General features: G+C 60.3%; 20 protein-coding genes. 11 read left to right on the top strand and 9 right to left on the bottom strand.

What is annotated here, in order from left to right; all coding sequences use genetic code 11:
* The first annotated feature begins 28 nt into the window (after nucleotides 1–28).
* A complete protein-coding gene (locus BLU63_RS14410) occupies nucleotides 29–1,345 on the top strand; it encodes a bifunctional DedA family/phosphatase PAP2 family protein (protein ID WP_083375681.1) in 1,317 nt (438 codons plus the stop codon).
* Between the two features lie 53 nt (nucleotides 1,346–1,398).
* Here the strand turns inward: BLU63_RS14410 and BLU63_RS14405 are convergent, their stop codons facing one another.
* The 5 genes from BLU63_RS14405 to BLU63_RS14385 form a co-directional block, all read right to left on the bottom strand.
* Complete coding sequence (locus tag BLU63_RS14405) at nucleotides 1,399–1,977, bottom strand: hypothetical protein (RefSeq protein ID WP_010467358.1); 579 nt, start codon at nucleotides 1,975–1,977, stop codon at nucleotides 1,399–1,401.
* Between the two features lie 87 nt (nucleotides 1,978–2,064).
* Complete coding sequence (locus BLU63_RS14400; RefSeq protein ID WP_102594344.1) at nucleotides 2,065–2,280, bottom strand: hypothetical protein; 216 nt, start codon at nucleotides 2,278–2,280, stop codon at nucleotides 2,065–2,067.
* Between the two features lie 112 nt (nucleotides 2,281–2,392).
* Complete coding sequence (locus BLU63_RS14395) at nucleotides 2,393–2,983, bottom strand: LON peptidase substrate-binding domain-containing protein (RefSeq protein ID WP_010467356.1); 591 nt, start codon at nucleotides 2,981–2,983, stop codon at nucleotides 2,393–2,395.
* A 10-nt stretch (nucleotides 2,984–2,993) separates the two neighbouring features.
* Nucleotides 2,994–3,710: an LrgB family protein gene (locus BLU63_RS14390; protein WP_077749938.1), complete on the bottom strand. Its 717-nt coding sequence runs from the start codon at nucleotides 3,708–3,710 to the stop codon at nucleotides 2,994–2,996.
* Nucleotides 3,707–4,069 carry a CidA/LrgA family protein gene (locus BLU63_RS14385; RefSeq protein WP_010467354.1) on the bottom strand — a complete coding sequence of 121 codons (363 nt, stop codon included), beginning with the start codon at nucleotides 4,067–4,069 and terminating at the stop codon, nucleotides 3,707–3,709. The genes BLU63_RS14390 and BLU63_RS14385 overlap by 4 nt, the downstream gene beginning before the upstream one ends.
* A 197-nt stretch (nucleotides 4,070–4,266) precedes the next feature.
* On the opposite strand from BLU63_RS14385, the gene BLU63_RS14380 reads away from it, so the two are divergent.
* The 3 genes from BLU63_RS14380 (at nucleotide 4,267) to BLU63_RS14370 (ending at nucleotide 7,214) form a co-directional block, all read left to right on the top strand.
* On the top strand, nucleotides 4,267–4,722 hold the full coding sequence (locus BLU63_RS14380) for a MaoC family dehydratase (RefSeq protein WP_010467353.1): 456 nt from the start codon (nucleotides 4,267–4,269) through the stop codon (nucleotides 4,720–4,722).
* A gap of 104 nt (nucleotides 4,723–4,826) precedes the next feature.
* Entirely contained in the window at nucleotides 4,827–6,545 is a 1,719-nt protein-coding gene (locus BLU63_RS14375; protein WP_077749937.1) for a C13 family peptidase, read from the top strand.
* A gap of 27 nt (nucleotides 6,546–6,572) precedes the next feature.
* Complete coding sequence (locus BLU63_RS14370; protein ID WP_010467351.1) at nucleotides 6,573–7,214, top strand: oxidoreductase; 642 nt, start codon at nucleotides 6,573–6,575, stop codon at nucleotides 7,212–7,214.
* A 117-nt stretch (nucleotides 7,215–7,331) separates the two neighbouring features.
* On the opposite strand, the gene BLU63_RS14365 is transcribed toward BLU63_RS14370, so the two are convergent.
* From BLU63_RS14365 to BLU63_RS14350, 4 genes are all read right to left on the bottom strand, one after another.
* Entirely contained in the window at nucleotides 7,332–7,616 is a 285-nt protein-coding gene (locus BLU63_RS14365; RefSeq protein WP_083375680.1) for a YceK/YidQ family lipoprotein, read from the bottom strand.
* Complete coding sequence (ubiX, locus tag BLU63_RS14360) at nucleotides 7,609–8,241, bottom strand: flavin prenyltransferase UbiX (RefSeq protein WP_010467349.1); 633 nt, start codon at nucleotides 8,239–8,241, stop codon at nucleotides 7,609–7,611. Before ubiX ends, BLU63_RS14365 begins: the two co-directional genes overlap by 8 nt.
* Complete coding sequence (mpl, locus tag BLU63_RS14355; RefSeq protein ID WP_083375679.1) at nucleotides 8,238–9,587, bottom strand: UDP-N-acetylmuramate:L-alanyl-gamma-D-glutamyl-meso-diaminopimelate ligase; 1,350 nt, start codon at nucleotides 9,585–9,587, stop codon at nucleotides 8,238–8,240. Before mpl ends, ubiX begins: the two co-directional genes overlap by 4 nt.
* 183 nt (nucleotides 9,588–9,770) lie before the next feature.
* Nucleotides 9,771–11,684, bottom strand: a complete 1,914-nt coding sequence (locus tag BLU63_RS14350) for a sigma-54-dependent Fis family transcriptional regulator (protein WP_010467347.1) — start codon at nucleotides 11,682–11,684, stop codon at nucleotides 9,771–9,773.
* Nucleotides 11,685–12,001: 317 nt separating this feature from the next.
* Here BLU63_RS14350 and exaC point away from each other — a divergent pair, with 317 nt between their 5' ends.
* The 7 genes from exaC to BLU63_RS14315 all read left to right on the top strand — a co-directional run bounded on the left by exaC (nucleotide 12,002) and on the right by BLU63_RS14315 (nucleotide 19,656).
* Nucleotides 12,002–13,522, top strand: a complete 1,521-nt coding sequence (gene exaC / locus BLU63_RS14345; RefSeq protein ID WP_083375678.1) for an acetaldehyde dehydrogenase ExaC — start codon at nucleotides 12,002–12,004, stop codon at nucleotides 13,520–13,522.
* A 113-nt stretch (nucleotides 13,523–13,635) separates the two neighbouring features.
* Nucleotides 13,636–15,084 (top strand): ethanolamine permease, encoded by a 1,449-nt coding sequence (eat, locus tag BLU63_RS14340; RefSeq protein ID WP_077749222.1) that lies wholly within the window; start codon nucleotides 13,636–13,638, stop codon nucleotides 15,082–15,084.
* Nucleotides 15,085–15,135: 51 nt separating this feature from the next.
* Entirely contained in the window at nucleotides 15,136–16,530 is a 1,395-nt protein-coding gene (locus BLU63_RS14335; protein ID WP_083375677.1) for an ethanolamine ammonia-lyase subunit EutB, read from the top strand.
* 8 nt (nucleotides 16,531–16,538) lie between these two features.
* Nucleotides 16,539–17,363, top strand: a complete 825-nt coding sequence (eutC, locus tag BLU63_RS14330) for an ethanolamine ammonia-lyase subunit EutC (protein WP_167362273.1) — start codon at nucleotides 16,539–16,541, stop codon at nucleotides 17,361–17,363.
* A 120-nt stretch (nucleotides 17,364–17,483) separates the two neighbouring features.
* Nucleotides 17,484–17,942 (top strand): GNAT family N-acetyltransferase, encoded by a 459-nt coding sequence (locus tag BLU63_RS14325; RefSeq protein ID WP_010467342.1) that lies wholly within the window; start codon nucleotides 17,484–17,486, stop codon nucleotides 17,940–17,942.
* Between the two features lie 238 nt (nucleotides 17,943–18,180).
* Complete coding sequence (locus BLU63_RS14320; protein ID WP_010467341.1) at nucleotides 18,181–18,837, top strand: DedA family protein; 657 nt, start codon at nucleotides 18,181–18,183, stop codon at nucleotides 18,835–18,837.
* Nucleotides 18,838–18,843: 6 nt separating this feature from the next.
* Nucleotides 18,844–19,656: a M90 family metallopeptidase gene (locus BLU63_RS14315; RefSeq protein ID WP_083375675.1), complete on the top strand. Its 813-nt coding sequence runs from the start codon at nucleotides 18,844–18,846 to the stop codon at nucleotides 19,654–19,656.
* Nucleotides 19,657–19,833 lie beyond the last annotated feature (177 nt).

Below are 19,833 nucleotides of genomic sequence, written 5' to 3'. Positions count from 1 at the left end.
CAATTGAACATCAGAGGGAGTTGTTTTTATGGGCCCATGGCTCGATAGCGTGACCGGTTGGCTGGCGGCTAACCCGCAATGGCTGGCCGCGGCGGTGTTCATCGTGGCATTCGTGGAATGCCTGGCGATTGCCGGGCTGATTGTGCCCGGCACGGTGTTGCTGTTCGCCGTGGCGGTACTGGCCGGGAGCGGGGCGCTGTCATTGAGCGAAACGCTATTGCTGGGGTTTACCGCTGGCGTGCTGGGCGACATCGTTTCGTACTTCATCGGTCGACATTTCCACCAGAATATCCGGCGCCTGCCGGGGTTGCGCCACCATCCGGAATGGATCGCCGGCGCCGAGGCGTATTTCCAGCGATACGGTATTGCCAGCCTGTTGGTCGGACGTTTTATCGGCCCGCTACGCCCGATGCTGCCGATGGTTGCCGGGATGTTCGACATGCCGTTCCCGCGTTTCGCCGTTGTCAGTTTGCTGGCCGCCGCGGGCTGGAGCGTCGCTTACTTGCTGCCTGGCTGGGCCACGGGCGCAGCGATTCGCTTGCCATTGCCCGACGGGTTCTGGCCTGAGGCAGGGATCGTCGCCGGCAGCATTGCGGTAATGATCGGCTTGAGCGTGACCAGCAGCCTGCGCCGCCATCGCCACGCCACCGCCTATATAGCCGGCCTCGGCCTGTTAATTCTGGCAGGGCTGTTTATCGGCTACCCGCACCTCACCGCGCTCGACCAAGGCGTGATGACCCTGGTGCAGGAACATCGCAGCCCGATGCTCGATGAACTGGCCGTCACCTTCACGCTGATCGGCGAATTCCGCAACATGCTGGTGTTCAGCGCCCTGCTGACCGGCTTGCTGTTGCTCACCCGGCAGTGGCGCCAGGCGATTTTCGCCGGTGGCACCCTGCTCTTCACCGCGCTCGGCAACACGTTCACCAAACAATTTTTCGCCCGCGTGCGCCCGGAAGTACTGAGCGATCCACTGACCAGCTACAGCATGCCCAGCGGCCATGCATCGGGCGCCTTCGCGTTGTTCCTGACCCTCGCCGTGCTGGCCGGTCGCGGTCAGCCGCCGCGGATGCGCCTGACCTGGTTGCTGCTGGGTTGTTTGCCGGCCCTGACAATCGCCCTGTCCCGGGTGTACCTGGGCGCACATTGGCCAACGGATATATTGGCCGGTGCGATGCTGGCGGCGTGCGTGTGTGCCGCCAGCTTGTGGCTGAGCCAGCGCCAGACACCGCTCAATGCCATGCCACCCAAGATCTGGTGGCTGGTATTGCCGGCGATGGTGGCGTTGTTCGGGTTCTTTGCATTGCGACATTTGCCGAATGCAATGTTGAGATATGCGTATTAGGCTGTTGCCTGATGAGGTACACGCCATCAGCTTGCAAAACTGATGGTGTTTTTTTATTTGCGCTCCTCACCCGGCTTATCAACAATCTTGATCACGAAGTTGACGGGATCATTGTTGAACGCATCATGCTTGGAGGTATTAGGATCAACATCTTTAAAATGCACTTTCCCCTTGTCGTTTGCCAGATAGAGCGGCCGACCATTAAGCTCACTCACGAGCTGCACATACCCTGGACCGGCAGCAAAATCATCAAAACTCGCTTGGTCCACCCCATGCTTACGTATCGAAAACCTGGCACCTTCCGAACCGCTATTCATATATAGATGACGGGTTCCGACATTAACCGTCAAATGACCACCTTCATAGGCGCCTCGAATAACGGCCAGCACTTCATACTTGCCAGCCTTGGGCACAAACTTCAACAATAGAGGCTTGTCATCCTCATGATCGGCGAGCGTCAGAATACTTGTGCTGTCGTCACTCGCCAATGCCACCTCCACGTCCAGGCGTTCGCGCCGGGTGATTCGCGGGTCACGCAGCCTAAGCTTCAGGCGCTGCTGGTTGAGCACCACCGGCGTGCCGTTGACGTAAAGATTAGCGGTAAATGCACTGCTTTGATTTTCCAGGGACATCAATCACCTCAAGATGCTGTTCACTCAATTTTTTTCAGCAAGACGCGCAAAACCCAGTCCGTTGCCGAATAGTTTATAAGTCGTGTACTAAAGAGCCGTCGGAGCGTTTGAAGTATCGACGGCAGTACCGGAGACTGGAAGTTTTACGCGCTTGCGCTTACGTCGAGCGACAACCATTGAATCGGCATAGTAAGCAGCGGCATCAATAATATTAGCCGTATTCGGATCGTTGCTCGCGTGCTTTAAAATATAGCGCCCGGCAATATCATCCCAGAACATCCATTCATCTTCATATAGCGTCATAACCACATCCATATAGTTAACCGTTATCCGCTCCATGCGAATAACTGCAAACTACTGACTGAGCTTTACGAAGACAATAGTGGCGAACCGAAGAACTTAATACAAAGTACAACTAGGCAAACAACTCACCCTGCAACTCGTCCAGCAGCGCCTGGATCGCATCCAGCCGCTGCTGGGGATCATCGAGTTGCAGCAGGTCGATCTTGTCCACTTCGGCAAACGGCAGCAGATAGGCCAGCTGATTGGCCAGTGACTGTTGCCCGGTCGCTTCGGTGCCCATGTTCAAGGCTTCGACCATCGGGTGTTCGGCCAATGCCTTGAGCAGGGCGACCAGGTCCGCATCCTCATCCTGCAGCGGCTGTTCAGGTTCGTCTTCCAGCCACTCGACCTCAGCGACGGTCAATTGATCGCGCTGTACCTCGGTGCGCAACACATGAAAACGCCGCCCGCCCTGCACGCGAATGCCCAGCAGGCCATTGTCCTGTTGTTTGAAATCAGTGATCAACGCTTCGCAGCCGACCAGCGCATAGCCCGCAGGTGCGATGCCCACTTCTTCGCCGTCGAGAATGCACACAACGCCGAAGCCGACGCCCTTTTTCATGCAACTGCCGATCATGTCCAGGTAGCGCGCCTCGAAGATCTGCAAGTCGAGGATGCAGCCAGGAAACAGCACAGTGTTCAGCGGAAAAAGCGGCAAGCTCATAGACATATCCTTAAACCACCATCGACACCGCCAACGGCAGGAACACCGCCGTGGCCACGCCCATCAGACTCATCGCCAGCGCCGCGAAAGCGCCGCATTCTTCACTTTCCTGCAAGGCCACCGAGGTGCCGACCGCATGGGCGGTCATGCCCAGCGCCATGCCCCGGGCTTCAGGGCTGTGCACGCCCAGCCGGGTCAGCATACCCGGACCGAAGATCGCACCGATCACGCCGGTGATCAACACGAACACCGCGGCCAACGCCGCGACACCACCGATCTGCTCAGCCACCAACATGGCAATCGGCGACGTCACTGACTTCGGCGCCATGGTCATCAGGATCATGTGTTCGGCACCAAACCACCAACCCAGCAACACGCCCATGCCCGTGGCAACCACGCCGCCTATCACCAGCGTAGTAAAAATCGGCCAGAACAACTGCCGAATGCGTCGCAGATTGAGATACAGCGGCACTGCCAGCGCAACGGTCGCAGGTCCGAGCAAGATGCTGAGGATCTCGGTGCTCTTGCGGTACTCGACAAACGTGATCCCACAGACCGTCAGCACACCGATCACCAACAGCATGGAGACCAGCACCGGTTGCAGAAAGATCCAGCGGGTTTTTTCAAAGGCTGCCAGCACCAGTTGATAAGCGCCCAACGTAATGCCGAGGCCGAACAACGGGTGATGAATCACCGAGTCCAGCGCACCCTGCCAATCGAGGATCATGAGCGATCTCCGCGATGGGCATGACGCTTGACCATGCGCTGCATCAGCACCCCGACAAACGCCATGGACAGCACCAGCGACAACACCAGCGCGCCGGCAATGGCCCAGAAGTCTGCGGCGATGTCCTTGGCGTAAACCATCACGCCCACGGCCGGCGGCACCAACAGCAAAGGCAAATAGCGCAGCAGGCTGCTGGCGGCCAGGTTCAACGGCTCGCCGACTTGCCCGCGCGAAATCAGGTACACCAGCAACAGCAGCAGGCCGACAATCGGCCCGGGCAGTACCGGTAAAAACAAATGGTTGATGGCTGTGCCCAGCAATTGGAACAGCACCAGCCAGGTCAGGCCACGTAACAACATCCAGCATCTCCCGCACGCGCGCCCCACCAAAAAGGGGCCGGGCATTATAAGCACGTCAACGCTATGGATCGGCATTCGCCAAAAGCATGGTCAGTTGACCGGAGCAATTTGCCATGTTGATCTAAAGTGGTTCACAGGGAGGCCAAATCCCCCCACTCGAAAAACTATAAATCCGATGAAACCCAAGGAGAGTCTCAATGCCCTATGTTCCCGTTGCAGAGCTCAAAGATTATGTCGGCAAGGAACTCGGACGTTCCGAATGGCTCACCATCGATCAGGAGCGCATCAACCTGTTCGCAGAAGCCACAGGCGATTATCAGTTTATTCACGTCGACCCGGTCAAAGCCGCGCAAACGCCATTTGGCAGCACCATTGCACACGGATTCCTGTCACTGTCGCTGATCCCGAAACTGATGGAAGACATCCTGATCCTCCCTCAAGGGGCGAAGATGGTGGTCAACTATGGCCTGGACAGCGTGCGCTTCATCCAGCCAGTAAAGGTCAACTCCAGGGTTCGGCTCAAGGTCGACATGAACGAAGTCATCGAGAAAAAACCCGGCCAATGGCTGCTCAAAGCCACCGCCACGCTTGAAATCGAAGGCTCGGACAAACCGGCGTATATCGCCGAGCCGCTGTCCCTCTGTTTCGTCTGACACAGGTCTGATTGCGAAACAGCTCACGCTGTTTCGCGCCGTATCTCTATATATACGACACATAGCTGCGGCATACTCCGTCGCATAATTGCCCGGATCCCGCTATGCGCTCACTTGCACTCCTCGCCCTGACCCTGTTGCTCACCGCTTGCGGCGACGGCGAATCGCTGCTGCCCCCGGATGCCCGCTTGCCGGACGGCGGGCGCTATCGCGGTGATCTGGTCAACGGCTTGTTGCAAGGCCAGGGCCGCATCGACTACCCCAACGGCAGCTGGTACGCCGGCGAGTTCGACAAGGGGCAATGGCATGGCCAGGGCGAGTGGCATGGCAGCAACGGCGAAGTCTATCGGGGCCAATTCAATCAAGGCCTGTTTGACGGCAAGGGCACACTGACCACCAGCGGCAGCAGCTACACCGGCGGATTCAAACTCGGCCGCCGTGACGGTGAAGGCACGCTAAAAGAAAACGCGATGACCTATCGCGGTGAATTCAAGGCCGATCAATATTCAGGGCTCGGGCGTCTCGAACTCGACGACGGCAGTTCCTACCAGGGCCAGTTCGCCAATGGCAAACCCAACGGTGAAGGGCAGCGCGGCGACGCCAGTGGCAATCAGTTCACCGGGCACTTCAAGGACGGTCAGCTGGAAGGCAACGGAACCTTCAACAGCGCCGACGGCGACATCTATGTCGGCGGCTTCAAGAACAATCAACTGCACGGCAAGGGCCGCTACGAAAACGCCGACGGCGATGTCTGGCTGGGCCAGTTCAAGGAAGGCTCGCTGAACGGCAAGGGCGAGTTGATCGGCGCTGACGGCAGTCATTACATCGGCCAGTTCAGCGACTGGCGCTTTACCGGCCAGGGTCGATTGAACCTGCCCGACGGCAGCTTCTACATCGGCCAGTTCGACAATGACAGCTACTCGGGGCGCGGCACCCTGGTGCTCACCGACGGCACAGTGCAAAGCGGAACGTGGGTCAATGGCCAGCGTGTTCGCGATGCCGACGGCAAGTTGCTGCCCGACACCCTGGAGCTCGGCTTGCTGGCCCAGGGCCGGTTACTCGATGACGCTCTGTCCAACGTGCCAGCCTCGACCCCGATGGTCGAGCTGTACACCTTGACCCTGGGCGGCGACGGCAAGCAGAGCGTGTTCCTGCGCGAGTCCGATTACGTCAGCAACATGCTCAGCAGCCGCTTCGGCGCCTTCGGCCAGATCCGCCTGGTGAACCATCGCGATCACCTCGTCGACCGGCCGATGGCCACCCGGGAAAACCTGCGCCGCGCCGCAATGACCCTGGCCGAACGCAGTGGCCCGGAAGACTTGATCTTCATCTACCTGACCAGCCATGGCAGCAGCGAACATGAACTGGTGCTCGACCAGCCGCGCATGGAGCTGGCCGACCTGCCGGCCGACGAACTCGCCGCCGTACTCGCGCCCTTGAAGAACCGCGACAAGATCGTGGTGATTTCGTCCTGCTATTCCGGCGGCTTCATCCCCGCACTCAAGGATGAACGCACGCTGATCATGACCGCCTCGCGCGCTGATCGGGTGTCCTTCGGTTGCTCGGAAGAAGCCAATTTCACCTACTTCGGCGACGCGCTGTTCGCCCAGGCGCTGAACCAGACCGACGACCTGGAGCATGCCTTCAAGCTGGCCAAGGCCACGGTGGCAGAGCGTGAACTCGCTGACGGCTTCGAGGCCTCTGAACCGCAGCTCTGGGCGCCGAAAACGGTCCTCTCGCACTGGCAACTCTTGCGCAAACAGCAGGCACGAAAAGCGCTACAAAGTGTCTCTATCAGCAGCAAGGATGCAAAGAGCAACTAAGCTGAACAGTATCAAGGGGGAAACACTATGTACTTGACGCCTCAGCATGTACTGCTTGCCGGAGCTACCGGGTTGACCGGCGAACATCTGCTTGATCGCCTGCTCAACGAGCCAACGATTTCAAGGGTACTGGCCCCCTCACGCCGGCCACTGGCCGAGCATCCCCATCTGGAAAACCCGGTCGGCGACGCGGCGGCGTTTCTGCCGCAACTGAACGGTCGCGTCGACATCGCCTATTGCTGCCTCGGCACCACAATCAAGCAGGCTGGCTCCGAACAAGCCTTTCGTGCGGTCGACCTGGACATGGTGGTGGCGTTCGCCAAACGTGCACGGGAAATGGGTGCCCGGCACCTGATCGTGATCAGTGCCCTGGGGGCCGATCGCAGATCCTCGATTTTCTACAACCGGGTCAAAGGCGAGATGGAGTACGCATTGCGCGCGCAGGACTGGCCGCAGCTGACCATTTGCCGACCTTCGTTGTTGCTGGGCGATCGACTGGAACCGCGCACGGCCGAGCAACTCGTCGGGCCGTTGTCGCGCTTGATCCCTGGCAAGTACCGCGGCATCGAAGCCTGCCAACTGGCTCGCGCCATGTGGAGACTGGCGCTGGAAGAGCAGGATGGGGTACGGATTGTCGAATCGGATGAACTGCGCAAGCTAGGCAAATAATCCTTTGGTGTCTGAGAGGGCGCCTTCGCGGGCAAACCTCGCTCCTACACAGGCAACGGAGAACCCGTAGGAGCGAGGCTTGCCCGCGAAGGGCGCACACCGATTCAAAGCCGAACGCTACAACCCGCCCGTCGCCTGGAAACTCACCCCGATCACTGTCAGCAATGACAACGGCAATAACAGCGTGTCGAGCAACGCGCTGGCCGGCAGGTCGACGCCGGGGTAGCTCGGCGCTTCGGCGCCAAACCGGTCCATCGCGCAACAACCGCCATTCATGGCATACAAATCCAGGCGCGTCCCCGCGTACACCACTGGCGCCCCAGGCTTGGCCGCGTCCAGCGTGCGCGCCGTGGCGCAGCCCCCCAATTGCAGGGCCAGCAGAACAATCAGCAGCTTATTCATCGCTGCTCAAATGGTGTTCGCCCCAACGCGGCAGCATGTCTTGCGGGATGTTCAGCAGATTGAGAATCCGCGCCACGACAAAGTCGATCAAGTCATCGATCGTCTGCGGCTGATGATAAAAGCCCGGCGACGCCGGCAATATCGTCACGCCCATGTTCGACAGCTTGAGCATGTGCTCCAGATGAATGCTCGAATACGGCGCTTCACGCGGCACCAGAATCAGCTGGCGACGCTCTTTCAACGTCACGTCGGCAGCCCGCTCGATCAGGTTGTTGCAGGCACCGGTCGCGATCGCCGACAAGGTTCCCGTGGAACACGGCACCACCACCATCGCCGCGGGCGCACCGGAACCCGAGGCCACTGGCGACATCCAGTCTTCCTTGCCGTACACCTTGATCTGCCCGGCGGCCGCACCGGTGTACTCAGTGAGGAAGGCCTGCATCGTCTGCGGTTTGGCCGGCAGCGTGACGTCAGTCTCGGTGGCCATCACCAGTTGCGCCGCCTTGGAGATCAGGAAATGCACCTCGCGGTCTTCGCGGATCAGGCAGTCGAGCAGACGTAAACCGTACTGGGCGCCCGAAGCACCCGTCATCGCGAGGGTGATGCGTTCCGGGCCGTTGTTCATTGCAGCGCCTCGGCGAGTTTGCCGTGCAGGCCGCCGAAGCCGCCGTTGCTCATGATCACCACGTGGGTGCCGGGCTGGGCCTGGCTCTTCACGCGCTCGATGATGCCTTCCAGAGAGTCGCTGACGATCGACGGCACCGTGCACAACGCGGCGGTCGCGCCCAGGTCCCAACCGAGGTTGGCGGGGGCATACCAGATCACTTGATCGGCATCGACCACGCTTTCCGGCAAGCCGTCGCGGTGAGCGCCGAGCTTCATGGAGTTGGAGCGCGGCTCGATGATCGCAATCAACGGCGCATCACCGATGCGTTTGCGCAGGCCGTCGAGGGTCGTCGCAATGGCCGTCGGGTGGTGAGCGAAGTCGTCGTAGATGGTAATGCCGCGAACCTCGGCGACTTTCTCCATCCGGCGTTTCACGCTTTTGAAGGCGCTCAATGCAGCGATGCCCATCGACGGTACAACGCCGACGTGGCGAGCAGCCGCCAGGGTGGCCAGGGCGTTGGCGACGTTGTGCTGGCCGGTCATGTCCCAATCGACGACGCCTTGGGCGACGCCTTCGAACATCACTTCGAACCTGGAGCCGTCTTCGCTCAGCAGCTTGACCTGCCACTGACCGCCTGCACCGGTGGTTTGCACTGGGGTCCAGCAGCCCATCTCGATGACGCGCTGCAACGCTGGCTCGGTGGTCGGGTGAATCACCAGGCCTTCGCTCGGGATGGTTCGCACCAAGTGGTGGAACTGCCGCTCAATGGCGGGCAAATCCGGGAAGATGTCGGCGTGATCGTATTCCAGGTTGTTCAGAATGGCCGTGCGCGGGCGGTAGTGAACAAACTTGGAGCGCTTGTCGAAGAACGCGCTGTCGTACTCGTCGGCCTCGATGACGAAGAACGGTGTGTCACCCAGACGCGCCGACACCGAGAAGTTCTGCGGCACGCCGCCGATCAGGAAGCCCGGGCTCATGCCCGCATGCTCCAGGACCCAGGCAAGCATGCTGCTGGTGGTGGTTTTACCATGGGTGCCGGCGACGGCCAGGACCCAGCGACCTTGCAGCACGTGGTCGGCCAGCCATTGCGGGCCGGAGACGTAGGGCAGGCCTTTGTTCAACACGTATTCGACGGCCGGGTTGCCGCGCGACATGGCGTTGCCGATCACCACCAGATCCGGCGCCGGATCGAGTTGGGCAGGGTCGTAGCCTTGGGTCAACTCAATGCCCTGCGCTTCAAGCTGAGTGCTCATCGGCGGATAGACGTTGGCATCGGAGCCCGTCACGTGATGGCCCAGCTCTTTGGCCAGAACCGCCATCGAACCCATGAAAGTGCCGCAGATACCAAGAATATGAATATGCATAGTCGACCTCGTAAAACATGGCCGCAGGTTAGCGTAGGGTGGGAAAATTCGCACCTTTGTTTCGGGTCAACGCAAAACCTGCAGGAGCGAGGCTTGCCCGCGAAGGCCATAACACGATTCCGCCAGTACACCGCGTAATCGTTCTTCGCGGGCAAGCCTCGCTCCTGCAGTGTGACGGCGTGCCTAGCGGGCGATGCCGTGTTTGCGCAGTTTTCGATAGAGGGTGTTACGGCTGACGCCGAGCTGCTCGGCGGTATGGGTCATGTGCCAACGGGTCTGCTCCAGCGCATTGAGCAACGCCAGCCGCTCGGCATCGTCCAGCGGATGTTCGGAAGTCTCTTCAACGGCCACAACCGGCACCGGTCGAACCTGACGAATCATCACCGGCAAATCCTCCAGCCCGATCCGCCCGTCGTCACACAACGCCGCCAAGGTGCGCAGCACATTGCGCAACTGCCGCACGTTCCCCGGCCAGGCGAAACCCAGCAAGGCTTGCCGGGCCGGCTCATCGATCAGCACCGTCTCTGCGCCCGCTTCCTCGGCCAGCAGAAAATCAAGCAACTGCGATTTATCACTTCGCTCACGCAACGCCGGCAATGCGATCTCCAGCCCATTGAGCCGGTAATACAAATCCTCGCGGAAGCTGCCGTCCTGCACCCGCTCCAGTAAATGGCGGTGAGTGGCGCTGATGATCCGCACATTGACCGACTCTGGCTCGCCGCCAATCGGCACCACCTGACGATCTTCCAGCACCCTTAATAGCCGGGTTTGCAACGCCAACGGCATGTCGCCGATTTCATCGAGGAACAGTGTGCCGCCGTCCGCCTGCTGCAACTTGCCGCGCATGCCTTCCTTGCGCGCGCCGGTAAAGCTGCCGCCGCGATAACCAAACAGTTCGCTCTCGATCAGGCTTTCAGGGATCGCCGCGCAGTTCAGGGCGACGAAGGCCTTGTCGGCCCGCTGGCTGGCCTGATGCACGGCTTTGGCAAAGGCTTCTTTGCCGGAACCGGTTTCGCCATTGATCAACAGCGGCACGTCTCGCTCGAAAACTCTCAAGGATTTGCGGAAATCTTCCTGCAACGCGGCATCGCCCAGGCAGATGCCCGACAGGCGCGGACGCTCGGCAATTGTCGGACCTGGCACCACCGGCACCGGAATGCTGCGCGGCTGCCCGCGCAACACGGCAAACAGACTCCGCCCATCACGGGTGCGCAACGGCCAACTGGCGCTGGCGTTGACACTGGCGCGGCCGAGCAAGTCATCCAGCGAGCAATCGAAAAACGCCTCCACCGGCTTGCCCAGCAATCCACCGCGAATATGCCCCAGCAAGTTCAGCGCACTCTGGTTGACCGCGCTGATCCGCCCTTCCCCGTCGAACGCCAGCAAGCCTTCGCTGAACAGCCCGACGGATTCGGCTTGCAGGTGAAAGCGCAGCAACCATTGATTGTCGAAGTAGCGCAGGAAATAGCAGCTCTCGATCATCTTCGCCGAGAGATTGACCAGGGCCATGGTGTGGAACTGGCTTTGACGTGAGACTTCGTGACGCGCCGAGGACACATCGAGAACCGCCAGCAGCTCGCCGTGAGGGTCGAACACCGGGCTCGCCGAGCACGTCAGGCCGGTGTGGCGGCCGCGAAAGTGTTCATCCTGGTGAATGGTCAGCGACTGGCGCTCCACCAGGCAGGTGCCGATGCCGTTGGTGCCTTCGCAGGCTTCGCTCCAGTCGGCGCCAAGCCACAGGCCGGCGCGCTCGAAGATTTTCCGTTCGGCGGGTGCGGTGACGCAGTTGAGGATCACCCCACGGGCGTCGGTGAGCAGCACGGCGTGGCCGGCGCCGGAAAGTTGCTGATGCAGACTGGTCATTTCGCTGCCGGCGATGTGCAGCACTTGCTGCAAGCGTTCGCGGCTTTCCAGCACCCGGCCGTGTTCCAGCACAGTGGGCGCCATCGTCAGGGCCGGGTCGAGGTGATAATCCTCAAGGCAGCGCAGCCATGAACGTGCGATGGACGGGTCGCTGCCAGGACCGTGCAGGTGGGATTTGCCCTGGGTGACGGTCAAGACTTGTTGGGCATGGCGACTCAAATGATTGTCGTGCATTTCTTATTGTTCTCTCCGAGAGCTGTGCTGAACCCCATCAAGGGCTGACACACATCTTGTGGCCCAGCATCCTCCAGCCATCGGCGCATTGCAATGCTGGCAAGACCGCCCGGTCACAAGCTGTGCCACAAGCGGTACAAAGTGTCACGAGGGCTGTACCGGAATCGTCACAGGCGCCGCCCGCCCGTCCGACAAAAAAAAGCGCAAGACCTTGATTTGCCTGACCTGCAGGGCAGTGGCCCGACCTTTGCTCTACGCTTATAGCAAGCGCACATGCGCTCTCCCTTATAAGCACAAAAAGCCAAGGAGAAATCACCATGCGTTACGCTCACCCCGGTACTGAAGGCGCTATCGTTTCGTTCAAGAGCAAATACGGTAACTACATCGGCGGCGAGTTCGTCGCGCCTGTCAAAGGTCAGTACTTCACCAATACCTCGCCCGTGAATGGCCAATCAATTGCCGAATTCCCGCGCTCCACGGCCGAAGACATCGACAAAGCCCTGGACGCCGCCCACGCCGCTGCCGATGCCTGGGGCGCCACGTCCGCCCAGGCGCGTTCGCTGGTGCTGCTGAAAATCGCCGACCGCATTGAACAGAACCTGGAAGTCCTGGCAATCACCGAATCCTGGGACAATGGCAAAGCCGTGCGTGAAACCCTCAACGCCGACATCCCGCTGGCCGCCGACCATTTCCGCTACTTCGCCGGTTGCATCCGCGCCCAGGAAGGCAGCGCCGCCGAGATCGATGGCAACACCGTGGCCTATCACATCCACGAACCGCTGGGCGTGGTCGGGCAGATCATCCCGTGGAACTTCCCGATCCTGATGGCCGCCTGGAAACTCGCCCCGGCCCTGGCCGCCGGTAACTGCGTGGTGCTCAAGCCTGCCGAGCAAACCCCGCTGGGCATCACCGTGCTGATGGAGCTGATCGGCGACCTGCTGCCGCCCGGCGTGCTGAACGTCGTTCAAGGCTTCGGCAAAGAAGCCGGCGAAGCCCTGGCCACCAGCAAACGCATCGCCAAGATCGCCTTCACCGGCTCGACCCCGGTCGGCTCGCACATCATGAAATGCGCCGCCGAAAACATCATTCCGTCCACCGTGGAGCTGGGTGGCAAGTCGCCGAACATCTTCTTCGAAGACATCATGAAGGCCGAACCTTCCTTCATCGAAAAAGCCGCTGAAGGCCTGGTGCTGGCGTTCTTCAACCAGGGCGAAGTCTGCACCTGCCCTTCCCGCGCGCTGGTGCAGGAGTCGATCTACGACGACTTCATGAAAGTCGTGATGAAGAAAGTGCTGTCGATCAAACGTGGCGATCCGCTGGACACCGACACCATGGTTGGCGCCCAGGCGTCCGAGCAGCAATTCGACAAAATCCTGTCGTACCTGGAAATCGCCAAGGGCGAAGGCGCCGAGCTGCTGACCGGCGGCAAGGTGGAAAAACTCGAGGGCAACCTGGCGACCGGGTATTACATCCAGCCGACCCTGCTCAAGGGCACCAACAAAATGCGCGTGTTCCAGGAAGAAATCTTTGGCCCGGTGGTGAGCATCACCACCTTCAAGGACGAAGCCGAAGCCCTGGCCATCGCCAACGACACCGAGTTCGGCCTGGGTGCCGGCCTCTGGACCCGCGACATCAACCGCGCCTACCGCATGGGCCGAGCGATCAAGGCCGGTCGTGTGTGGACCAACTGCTACCACCTGTACCCGGCGCATGCCGCGTTCGGTGGTTACAAGAAGTCCGGCGTCGGCCGTGAAACTCACAAGATGATGCTCGATCACTATCAGCAGACCAAAAACCTGCTGGTGAGCTACGACATCAATCCGTTGGGCTTCTTCTAAACCGACTGTCGCAGGCAAGCCACTCTCCTTGGGAGTGGGCTTGCCTGCACATTGGGCCTTCGCTCCCACCCGGCAACCACGCCGGTCAAAAACAATAAGAACAGGTGAAACCTATGCCTAGCGATCAAGCCAGCGTGCAGCCGGCTACCTCCTCGGTCGACTTTGAAAAAGTCGGCTCCGACTATTTCCAACAACGGGAACTGAAAAAAGGTGCAGCAGGCTGGGTCCTGCTGGTGGGTCTGGGCGTGGCCTACGTCATCTCCGGCGATTACGCGGGTTGGAACTTCGGCCTGGCCCAGGGTGGCTGGGGCGGCATGTTTCTCGCTACGTTACTGATGGCGACCATGTACCTGTGCATGTGCTTCTCCTTGGCGGAACTGTCGTCGATGATCCCTACCGCGGGTGGCGGCTATGGTTTTGCCCGTAGCGCATTCGGACCGTGGGGCGGTTTTCTGACCGGCACCGCGATCCTGATCGAATACGCCATCGCTCCGGCGGCGATCGCGGTGTTTATCGGCGCCTATTGCGAGTCACTGTTCGGCATTGGTGGCTGGATGATTTACCTGGCGTTCTACATCATCTTTATCGCCATTCACATTTTCGGGGTCGGCGAAGCCCTGAAACTGATGTTCGTTATCACCGCCATCGCCGCGCTGGCATTGGGCGTGTTCCTGGTGTCGATGGTGCCGCACTTCGACGTCGCCAATCTCCTCGACATCCCGGTGACTGACGCCAAGGGCGCCAGCAGCTTCCTGCCTTTCGGCTACGTCGGCGTGTGGGCGGCAATTCCTTACGCGATCTGGTTCTTCCTCGCTGTCGAAGGCGTGCCGTTGGCAGCAGAAGAAACCAAAAACCCGAAACGCGACCTGCCCCGCGGCTTGATCGGCGCCATGCTGGTGCTGGTGAGCTTTGCCCTGCTGATTCTGGTCATCGGCCCGGGCGGTGCGGGCGCCAATGCACTGCTGACCTCGGGCAATCCGTTGGTCGAAGCATTGAGCAAGGCCTATGGCGGCTCGACCTGGATGGGCCACTTCGTCAATCTGGTGGGCCTGGCCGGGCTGATTGCCAGTTTCTTCTCGATCATCTACGCCTATTCGCGACAGATCTTCGCACTGTCCCGCGCCGGCTACCTGCCGCGCAAACTGTCAGAAACCAACAAGAGCAAGGCGCCCGTACTGGCTCTGATTATCCCCGGCATCATCGGATTCGGCTTGTCACTGACCGGTCAGGGTGACTTGCTGATTCTGGTAGCGGTGTTCGGTGCGACCATTTCCTACGTCCTGATGATGGCGGCGCACATCACTCTGCGCATTCGACGCCCCAAAATGGATCGGCCCTATCGCACGCCCGGCGGTATTTTCACCTCCGGTGTAGCGTTGGTGCTGGCTTGCATCGCCGTAGTAGCGGGTTTTCTGGTAGACCCACGCGTAGTGATTGGCGCTGCGATCATCTATGGAGTGTTAATTGCTTACTTTGCTTTCTACAGTCGGCATCACTTGGTAGCAGGCACGCCCGAAGAAGAATTCGCGGCCATTCAGAACGCTGAAAAAGCCCTGCACTAACGGCCAGAAATTACGGCGCAGGCCCTGTCTGCGCCGTCACGGAGAATCTGTATGGCAAGTTTTGCTCACACGGTCGGCGCCCTGACCTTCCGTTTCGACAGCCTCAAGGACGTTATGGCCAAGGCCAGTCCGGCGCGCTCCGGGGATTTTCTGGCCGGCGTCGCCGCCCTCAACGATGGTGAGCGCGTAGCGGCGCAAATGGCCCTGGCTGACATTCCGCTGACTCACTTCCTGCAGGAAGTACTGATTCCCTATGAGGCTGATGAGGTCACCCGACTGATCATCGACACTCATGACAAACATGCGTTCATGGCCGTCAGCCACCTCACCGTCGGCGGCTTCCGCGACTGGCTGCTGAGCGACGCGGCCGATGAACAGAGCCTGCGCGCCCTGGCGCCCGGGCTGACCCCGGAGATGGTCGCCGCTGTCTCCAAGATCATGCGTGTGCAGGATCTGGTGCTGGTGGCGCAGAAAATCCGCGTGGTCACGAAATTCCGCGGCACGATGGGCTTGCGCGGGCGTTTATCCACGCGCCTGCAACCCAACCACCCCACCGACGAACCGGCCGGCATTGCGGCGAGCATTCTCGACGGCCTGCTGTATGGAAACGGGGACGCGATGATCGGCATCAATCCGGCCACCGACAGCATCGCGTCGATCTGCGCCATGCTGGAAATGCTCGACGCAATCATTCAGCGCTACGAAATCCCGACCCAGGCCTGTGTGCTGACCCACGTCACCACCTCCATCGAGGCGATCAATCGCGGGGTTCCGCTGGACCTGGTGTTCCAGTCGATCGCCGGCACCGAAGCGGCCAACGCCAGTTTCGGCATCAACCTGAATGTCCTGCAGGAAGGTTACGACGCAGGGCTGAGCTTGAATCGCGGCACCCTGGGCCAGAACCTGATGTATTTCGAGACCGGCCAGGGCAGTGCCCTGTCAGCCAACGCCCACCACGGCATCGATCAACAGACCTGCGAGACCCGTGCCTACGCTGTGGCGCGTCATTTCAAGCCGTTTTTGGTCAACACCGTCGTAGGATTCATCGGCCCGGAATACCTCTACAACGGTAAACAGATCATCCGCGCCGGCCTTGAAGATCACTTCTGCGGCAAGCTGCTCGGCGTACCGATGGGCTGCGACATCTGCTACACCAACCACGCCGAAGCCGATCAGGACGACATGGACACGTTGCTGACCCTGCTGGGCGTCGCCGGGATCAACTTCATCATGGGCATCCCCGGCTCCGATGACATCATGCTCAACTACCAGACCACCTCGTTCCACGACGCCCTTTACGCCCGCCAGACCCTGGGCCTGAAACCGGCGCCGGAGTTCGAACAATGGCTGGCGAGAATGGGCATCCTGACCCAGGCGGATGGCAAGATTCACTTCGGCGACAGCCTGCCGCCGGCCTTCCGTCAAGCCATGGCGCAATTGGGATGAGCGTTGAAATGGATAAACCACCTGTTGACCCAGAGAATCCGTTGCTGGAACTGCGTCGCCTGACCCCGGCGCGGATTGCCCTGGGCCGCACCGGCACCAGCATGCCGACCAGCGCGCAACTGGATTTCCAGTACGCCCACGCACAAGCCCGGGACGCGGTGCACTTGCCGTTCGATCATGCCGGCCTCAGCTCGCAACTGGCCGAGGTCGGGCGCGAGAGTTTGCTGCTGCACAGTGCCGCCACGAACCGGGACAGTTACTTGCAGCGGCCCGATCTTGGGCGAAAGTTGAGCGATGAATCGGCGCAGACCCTGCGCGAATACGCGCAGGCGAACCCGGGTGGCGTGGACCTGGTGATCGTGGTCGCCGATGGCTTGTCGGCGCTGGCCGTTCATCGCCATACCTTGCCGTTTCTGGCGCGGATGCAGGAGCAAATCGAGGCTGAAGGCTGGTCCGTTTCACCGGTGGTGCTGGTGGAACAAGGGCGGGTCGCGGTGGCCGACGAGATTGGCGAACTGCTCGGCGCAAAAATGGTGGTGATCCTGATCGGTGAACGCCCGGGTCTCAGTTCGCCGGACAGCCTGGGGTTATATTTCACCTACAATCCAAAGGTCGGGCTGACGGACGCCTACCGCAACTGCATCTCCAATGTCCGGCTCGAGGGCCTGAGCTACGCAATGGCGGCACACCGCTTGCTGTACCTGATGCGCGAGGCTTGCCGCCGCCAGTTGTCGGGGGTCAATCTGAAGGACGAAGCCCAGGTTCAGACGCTGGAGTCGGACGCAGGTGCGGACATGAAAGGTAATTTCCTACTGAGCCCGCCGAATGACTGAACCGTTTCCGCATTGCGTTTCTGTTCCGGTTTCAGGCAGGATCGATGCACGGCTGCCCGAGTGAAGAACCGTTCGCCGTCAGAGCACGTGAAGACAGCCACTTGAAGACGAGACCTATCGATGCGGATTATTCAAGCGACCCTCGAACACCTGGACCTGCTGACCCCGTTGTTCGTCAAATATCGCGAGTTTTATGGCTCCCTTGCTTATCCAGACTCCTCCCGGGCATTCCTTGAAAAACGTCTGCGCCGCAAGGAATCGGTGATCTATCTGGCGCTGGCCGATGACAAAGACAAGCTGATGGGTTTCTGTCAGTTGTACCCGAGCTTTTCGTCCCTTTCGCTCAAGCGCGTGTGGATCCTCAACGACATCTATGTCGCCGAAGACGCCCGCCGCCAGCTGGTGGCCGACAACCTGATTCGCACCGCGAAGAAAATGGCCAAGGAGACCAATGCCGTGCGCATGCGCGTTTCCACCAGCAGCAATAACGAAGTGGCGCAGAAAACCTACGAATCCATCGGGTTCAAGGAAGACACCGAGTTCAAGAACTACGTATTGCCGATCAGCGACGAGCTCTGATCCTGACTTCTGTGATGAGGGAGCGCGCTCGTTCATCACAGAAAGGGTTATTTATTGTCACCAGACTTCCGGCCGCGCCATAGACATCCCCCGCTACAATCTCGACGCGCGCTTCATCACTCAGCCCGTATAATGCCGGCCTTTTCGGCTTGTAAGAAAAACTACACTCGTCTGTAGGCTTTCGCGAAGTCATCCGCACAGGCCTGCTGAGTCCGGCCGTCACCACAGGTGCCCTTCCATGGATTTCAACCCGATCGACCTTATCCTGCATCTCGATGTTTATCTCGATTTGCTGGTGAACAACTACGGGCCATGGATCTACGCCATCCTGTTTCTGGTGATCTTCTGCGAAACCGGTCTGGTGGTGATGCCCTTCCTGCCGGGCGATTCGCTGCTGTTCATCGCGGGCGCCGTTGCGGCCGGCGGCGGCATGGACCCGGTGTTGCTGGGCGGTTTGCTGATGCTCGCAGCGATCCTCGGTGACAGCACCAACTATGTCATCGGCCGAACAGCGGGCGAACGCCTGTTCAGCAACCCGAACTCGAAAATCTTCCGTCGCGACTACCTGCAACAGACCCACGATTTCTATGACAAGCACGGTGGCAAGACCGTGACCTTGGCGCGCTTCCTGCCGATCATCCGCACTTTTGCACCGTTCGTCGCCGGCGTCGCCAAAATGCCTTACCCGCGTTTCTTTGCCTTCAGTGTGCTCGGCACCATTCTGTGGGTCGGCGGTCTGGTGACCCTGGGTTACTTCTTCGGCAACGTGCCGTTCATCAAGAAAAACCTTTCGCTGCTGGTGGTGGCCATCATCCTGCTGTCGCTGGTACCGATGATCATCGGCGTGGTCCGCAGCCGTTTCGGCAACGCCGCGTCCAAAACCCAATCGCGCTGACTCGCGATGTGGTCCCTGAGCGCCTGGCGTCGCCGGCGCATCCTGGCCAGACACCCGATTGACGACGACGTGTGGCAGCGGGTGCGCCATCACTTGAGTTTTCTTGACGGCATCAGCGCCGCCGAAGACCAATGGCTGCGTGAAGCCTGCGTGCTGTTCCTGGAAGATAAACACCTGACCGCCCTGCCCGGCGTCGAACTCCATCAGGAACAACGCCTGTTGCTCGCCGCTCAAGCGCAACTGCCACTGCTGCACTTGGGCGATCTGAACTGGTATCAGGGTTTCCACGAAATCGTCCTCTACCCCGACGACTTCCTCAGCCCCCAACGGCATCGCGATGCCAGCGGTGTCGAACACGAGTGGGACGGCGAACACAGCGGCGAAGCCTGGCAGCAAGGCCCGATCATCCTTGCCTGGCCCGGTGTGATGGCCAGCGGCGGCTGGGAAGGCTACAACCTGGTGATCCACGAGCTCGCGCACAAACTCGACATGCTCAACGGCGACGCCAACGGCTTGCCGCCGCTGCACCCCGACATGCGGGTCAGCGAGTGGGCCAAGGTCATGCAACACGCCTACGACGACCTCAATCGGCACCTTGACCGCAATCCGGACGCCGAAACGGCCATCGATCCCTATGCGGCGGAAAACCCCGCCGAATTCTTCGCCGTCACCAGCGAATACTTCTTCAGCGCCCCGGATTTGCTGCACGAGGCGTATCCTCAGGTCTATGAGCAACTGAAGCTGTTTTACCGCCAGGACCCGCTGGCCCGGCTGCGGCAACTTCTGGCCGAGAACCCGGTCTATCAAGCACACGACTAGTGCCCAGCCTCACCGATACGTTGCTCTTTTGACGAGTGGTCGTTGTGGTCAGGCAAGGCGCCGCGACGAGTCATAGCTGGCTATGGCGAGGAGCGGCAACGCAGCATGACCGCAACGGACGCCGTCAAAAAGCAACAGTATCGGTGAGGCTGGGCACTCGGGTCTACACGACCTCTG

Source organism: Pseudomonas mandelii (assembly GCF_900106065.1).
GTDB classification, from domain to species: domain Bacteria; phylum Pseudomonadota; class Gammaproteobacteria; order Pseudomonadales; family Pseudomonadaceae; genus Aquipseudomonas; species Aquipseudomonas mandelii.
This window is presented reverse-complemented; position numbering and strand designations above follow the sequence as displayed.

What these genes read in the sequence shown, in the direction of transcription:
- BLU63_RS14335 (WP_083375677.1), top strand. Translation starts at nt 15,136, where the DNA reads ATGGCAAGTTTTGCTCACACGGTCGGCGCCCTGACCTTCCGTTTCGAC.
- BLU63_RS14390 (WP_077749938.1), bottom strand. Translation starts at nt 3,710, where the DNA reads ATGATCCTCGATTGGCAGGGTGCGCTGGACTCGGTGATTCATCACCCG.
- BLU63_RS14315 (WP_083375675.1), top strand. Translation starts at nt 18,844, where the DNA reads ATGTGGTCCCTGAGCGCCTGGCGTCGCCGGCGCATCCTGGCCAGACAC.
- BLU63_RS14370 (WP_010467351.1), top strand. Translation starts at nt 6,573, where the DNA reads ATGTACTTGACGCCTCAGCATGTACTGCTTGCCGGAGCTACCGGGTTG.
- BLU63_RS14350 (WP_010467347.1), bottom strand. Translation starts at nt 11,684, where the DNA reads ATGCACGACAATCATTTGAGTCGCCATGCCCAACAAGTCTTGACCGTC.
- BLU63_RS14320 (WP_010467341.1), top strand. Translation starts at nt 18,181, where the DNA reads ATGGATTTCAACCCGATCGACCTTATCCTGCATCTCGATGTTTATCTC.
- exaC (WP_083375678.1), top strand. Translation starts at nt 12,002, where the DNA reads ATGCGTTACGCTCACCCCGGTACTGAAGGCGCTATCGTTTCGTTCAAG.
- BLU63_RS14375 (WP_077749937.1), top strand. Translation starts at nt 4,827, where the DNA reads ATGCGCTCACTTGCACTCCTCGCCCTGACCCTGTTGCTCACCGCTTGC.
- BLU63_RS14325 (WP_010467342.1), top strand. Translation starts at nt 17,484, where the DNA reads ATGCGGATTATTCAAGCGACCCTCGAACACCTGGACCTGCTGACCCCG.
- mpl (WP_083375679.1), bottom strand. Translation starts at nt 9,587, where the DNA reads ATGCATATTCATATTCTTGGTATCTGCGGCACTTTCATGGGTTCGATG.
- BLU63_RS14405 (WP_010467358.1), bottom strand. Translation starts at nt 1,977, where the DNA reads ATGTCCCTGGAAAATCAAAGCAGTGCATTTACCGCTAATCTTTACGTC.
- BLU63_RS14410 (WP_083375681.1), top strand. Translation starts at nt 29, where the DNA reads ATGGGCCCATGGCTCGATAGCGTGACCGGTTGGCTGGCGGCTAACCCG.
- BLU63_RS14385 (WP_010467354.1), bottom strand. Translation starts at nt 4,069, where the DNA reads ATGTTGTTACGTGGCCTGACCTGGCTGGTGCTGTTCCAATTGCTGGGC.
- ubiX (WP_010467349.1), bottom strand. Translation starts at nt 8,241, where the DNA reads ATGAACAACGGCCCGGAACGCATCACCCTCGCGATGACGGGTGCTTCG.
- eat (WP_077749222.1), top strand. Translation starts at nt 13,636, where the DNA reads ATGCCTAGCGATCAAGCCAGCGTGCAGCCGGCTACCTCCTCGGTCGAC.
- BLU63_RS14400 (WP_102594344.1), bottom strand. Translation starts at nt 2,280, where the DNA reads ATGACGCTATATGAAGATGAATGGATGTTCTGGGATGATATTGCCGGG.
- BLU63_RS14395 (WP_010467356.1), bottom strand. Translation starts at nt 2,983, where the DNA reads ATGAGCTTGCCGCTTTTTCCGCTGAACACTGTGCTGTTTCCTGGCTGC.
- BLU63_RS14365 (WP_083375680.1), bottom strand. Translation starts at nt 7,616, where the DNA reads ATGAATAAGCTGCTGATTGTTCTGCTGGCCCTGCAATTGGGGGGCTGC.
- eutC (WP_167362273.1), top strand. Translation starts at nt 16,539, where the DNA reads ATGGATAAACCACCTGTTGACCCAGAGAATCCGTTGCTGGAACTGCGT.
- BLU63_RS14380 (WP_010467353.1), top strand. Translation starts at nt 4,267, where the DNA reads ATGCCCTATGTTCCCGTTGCAGAGCTCAAAGATTATGTCGGCAAGGAA.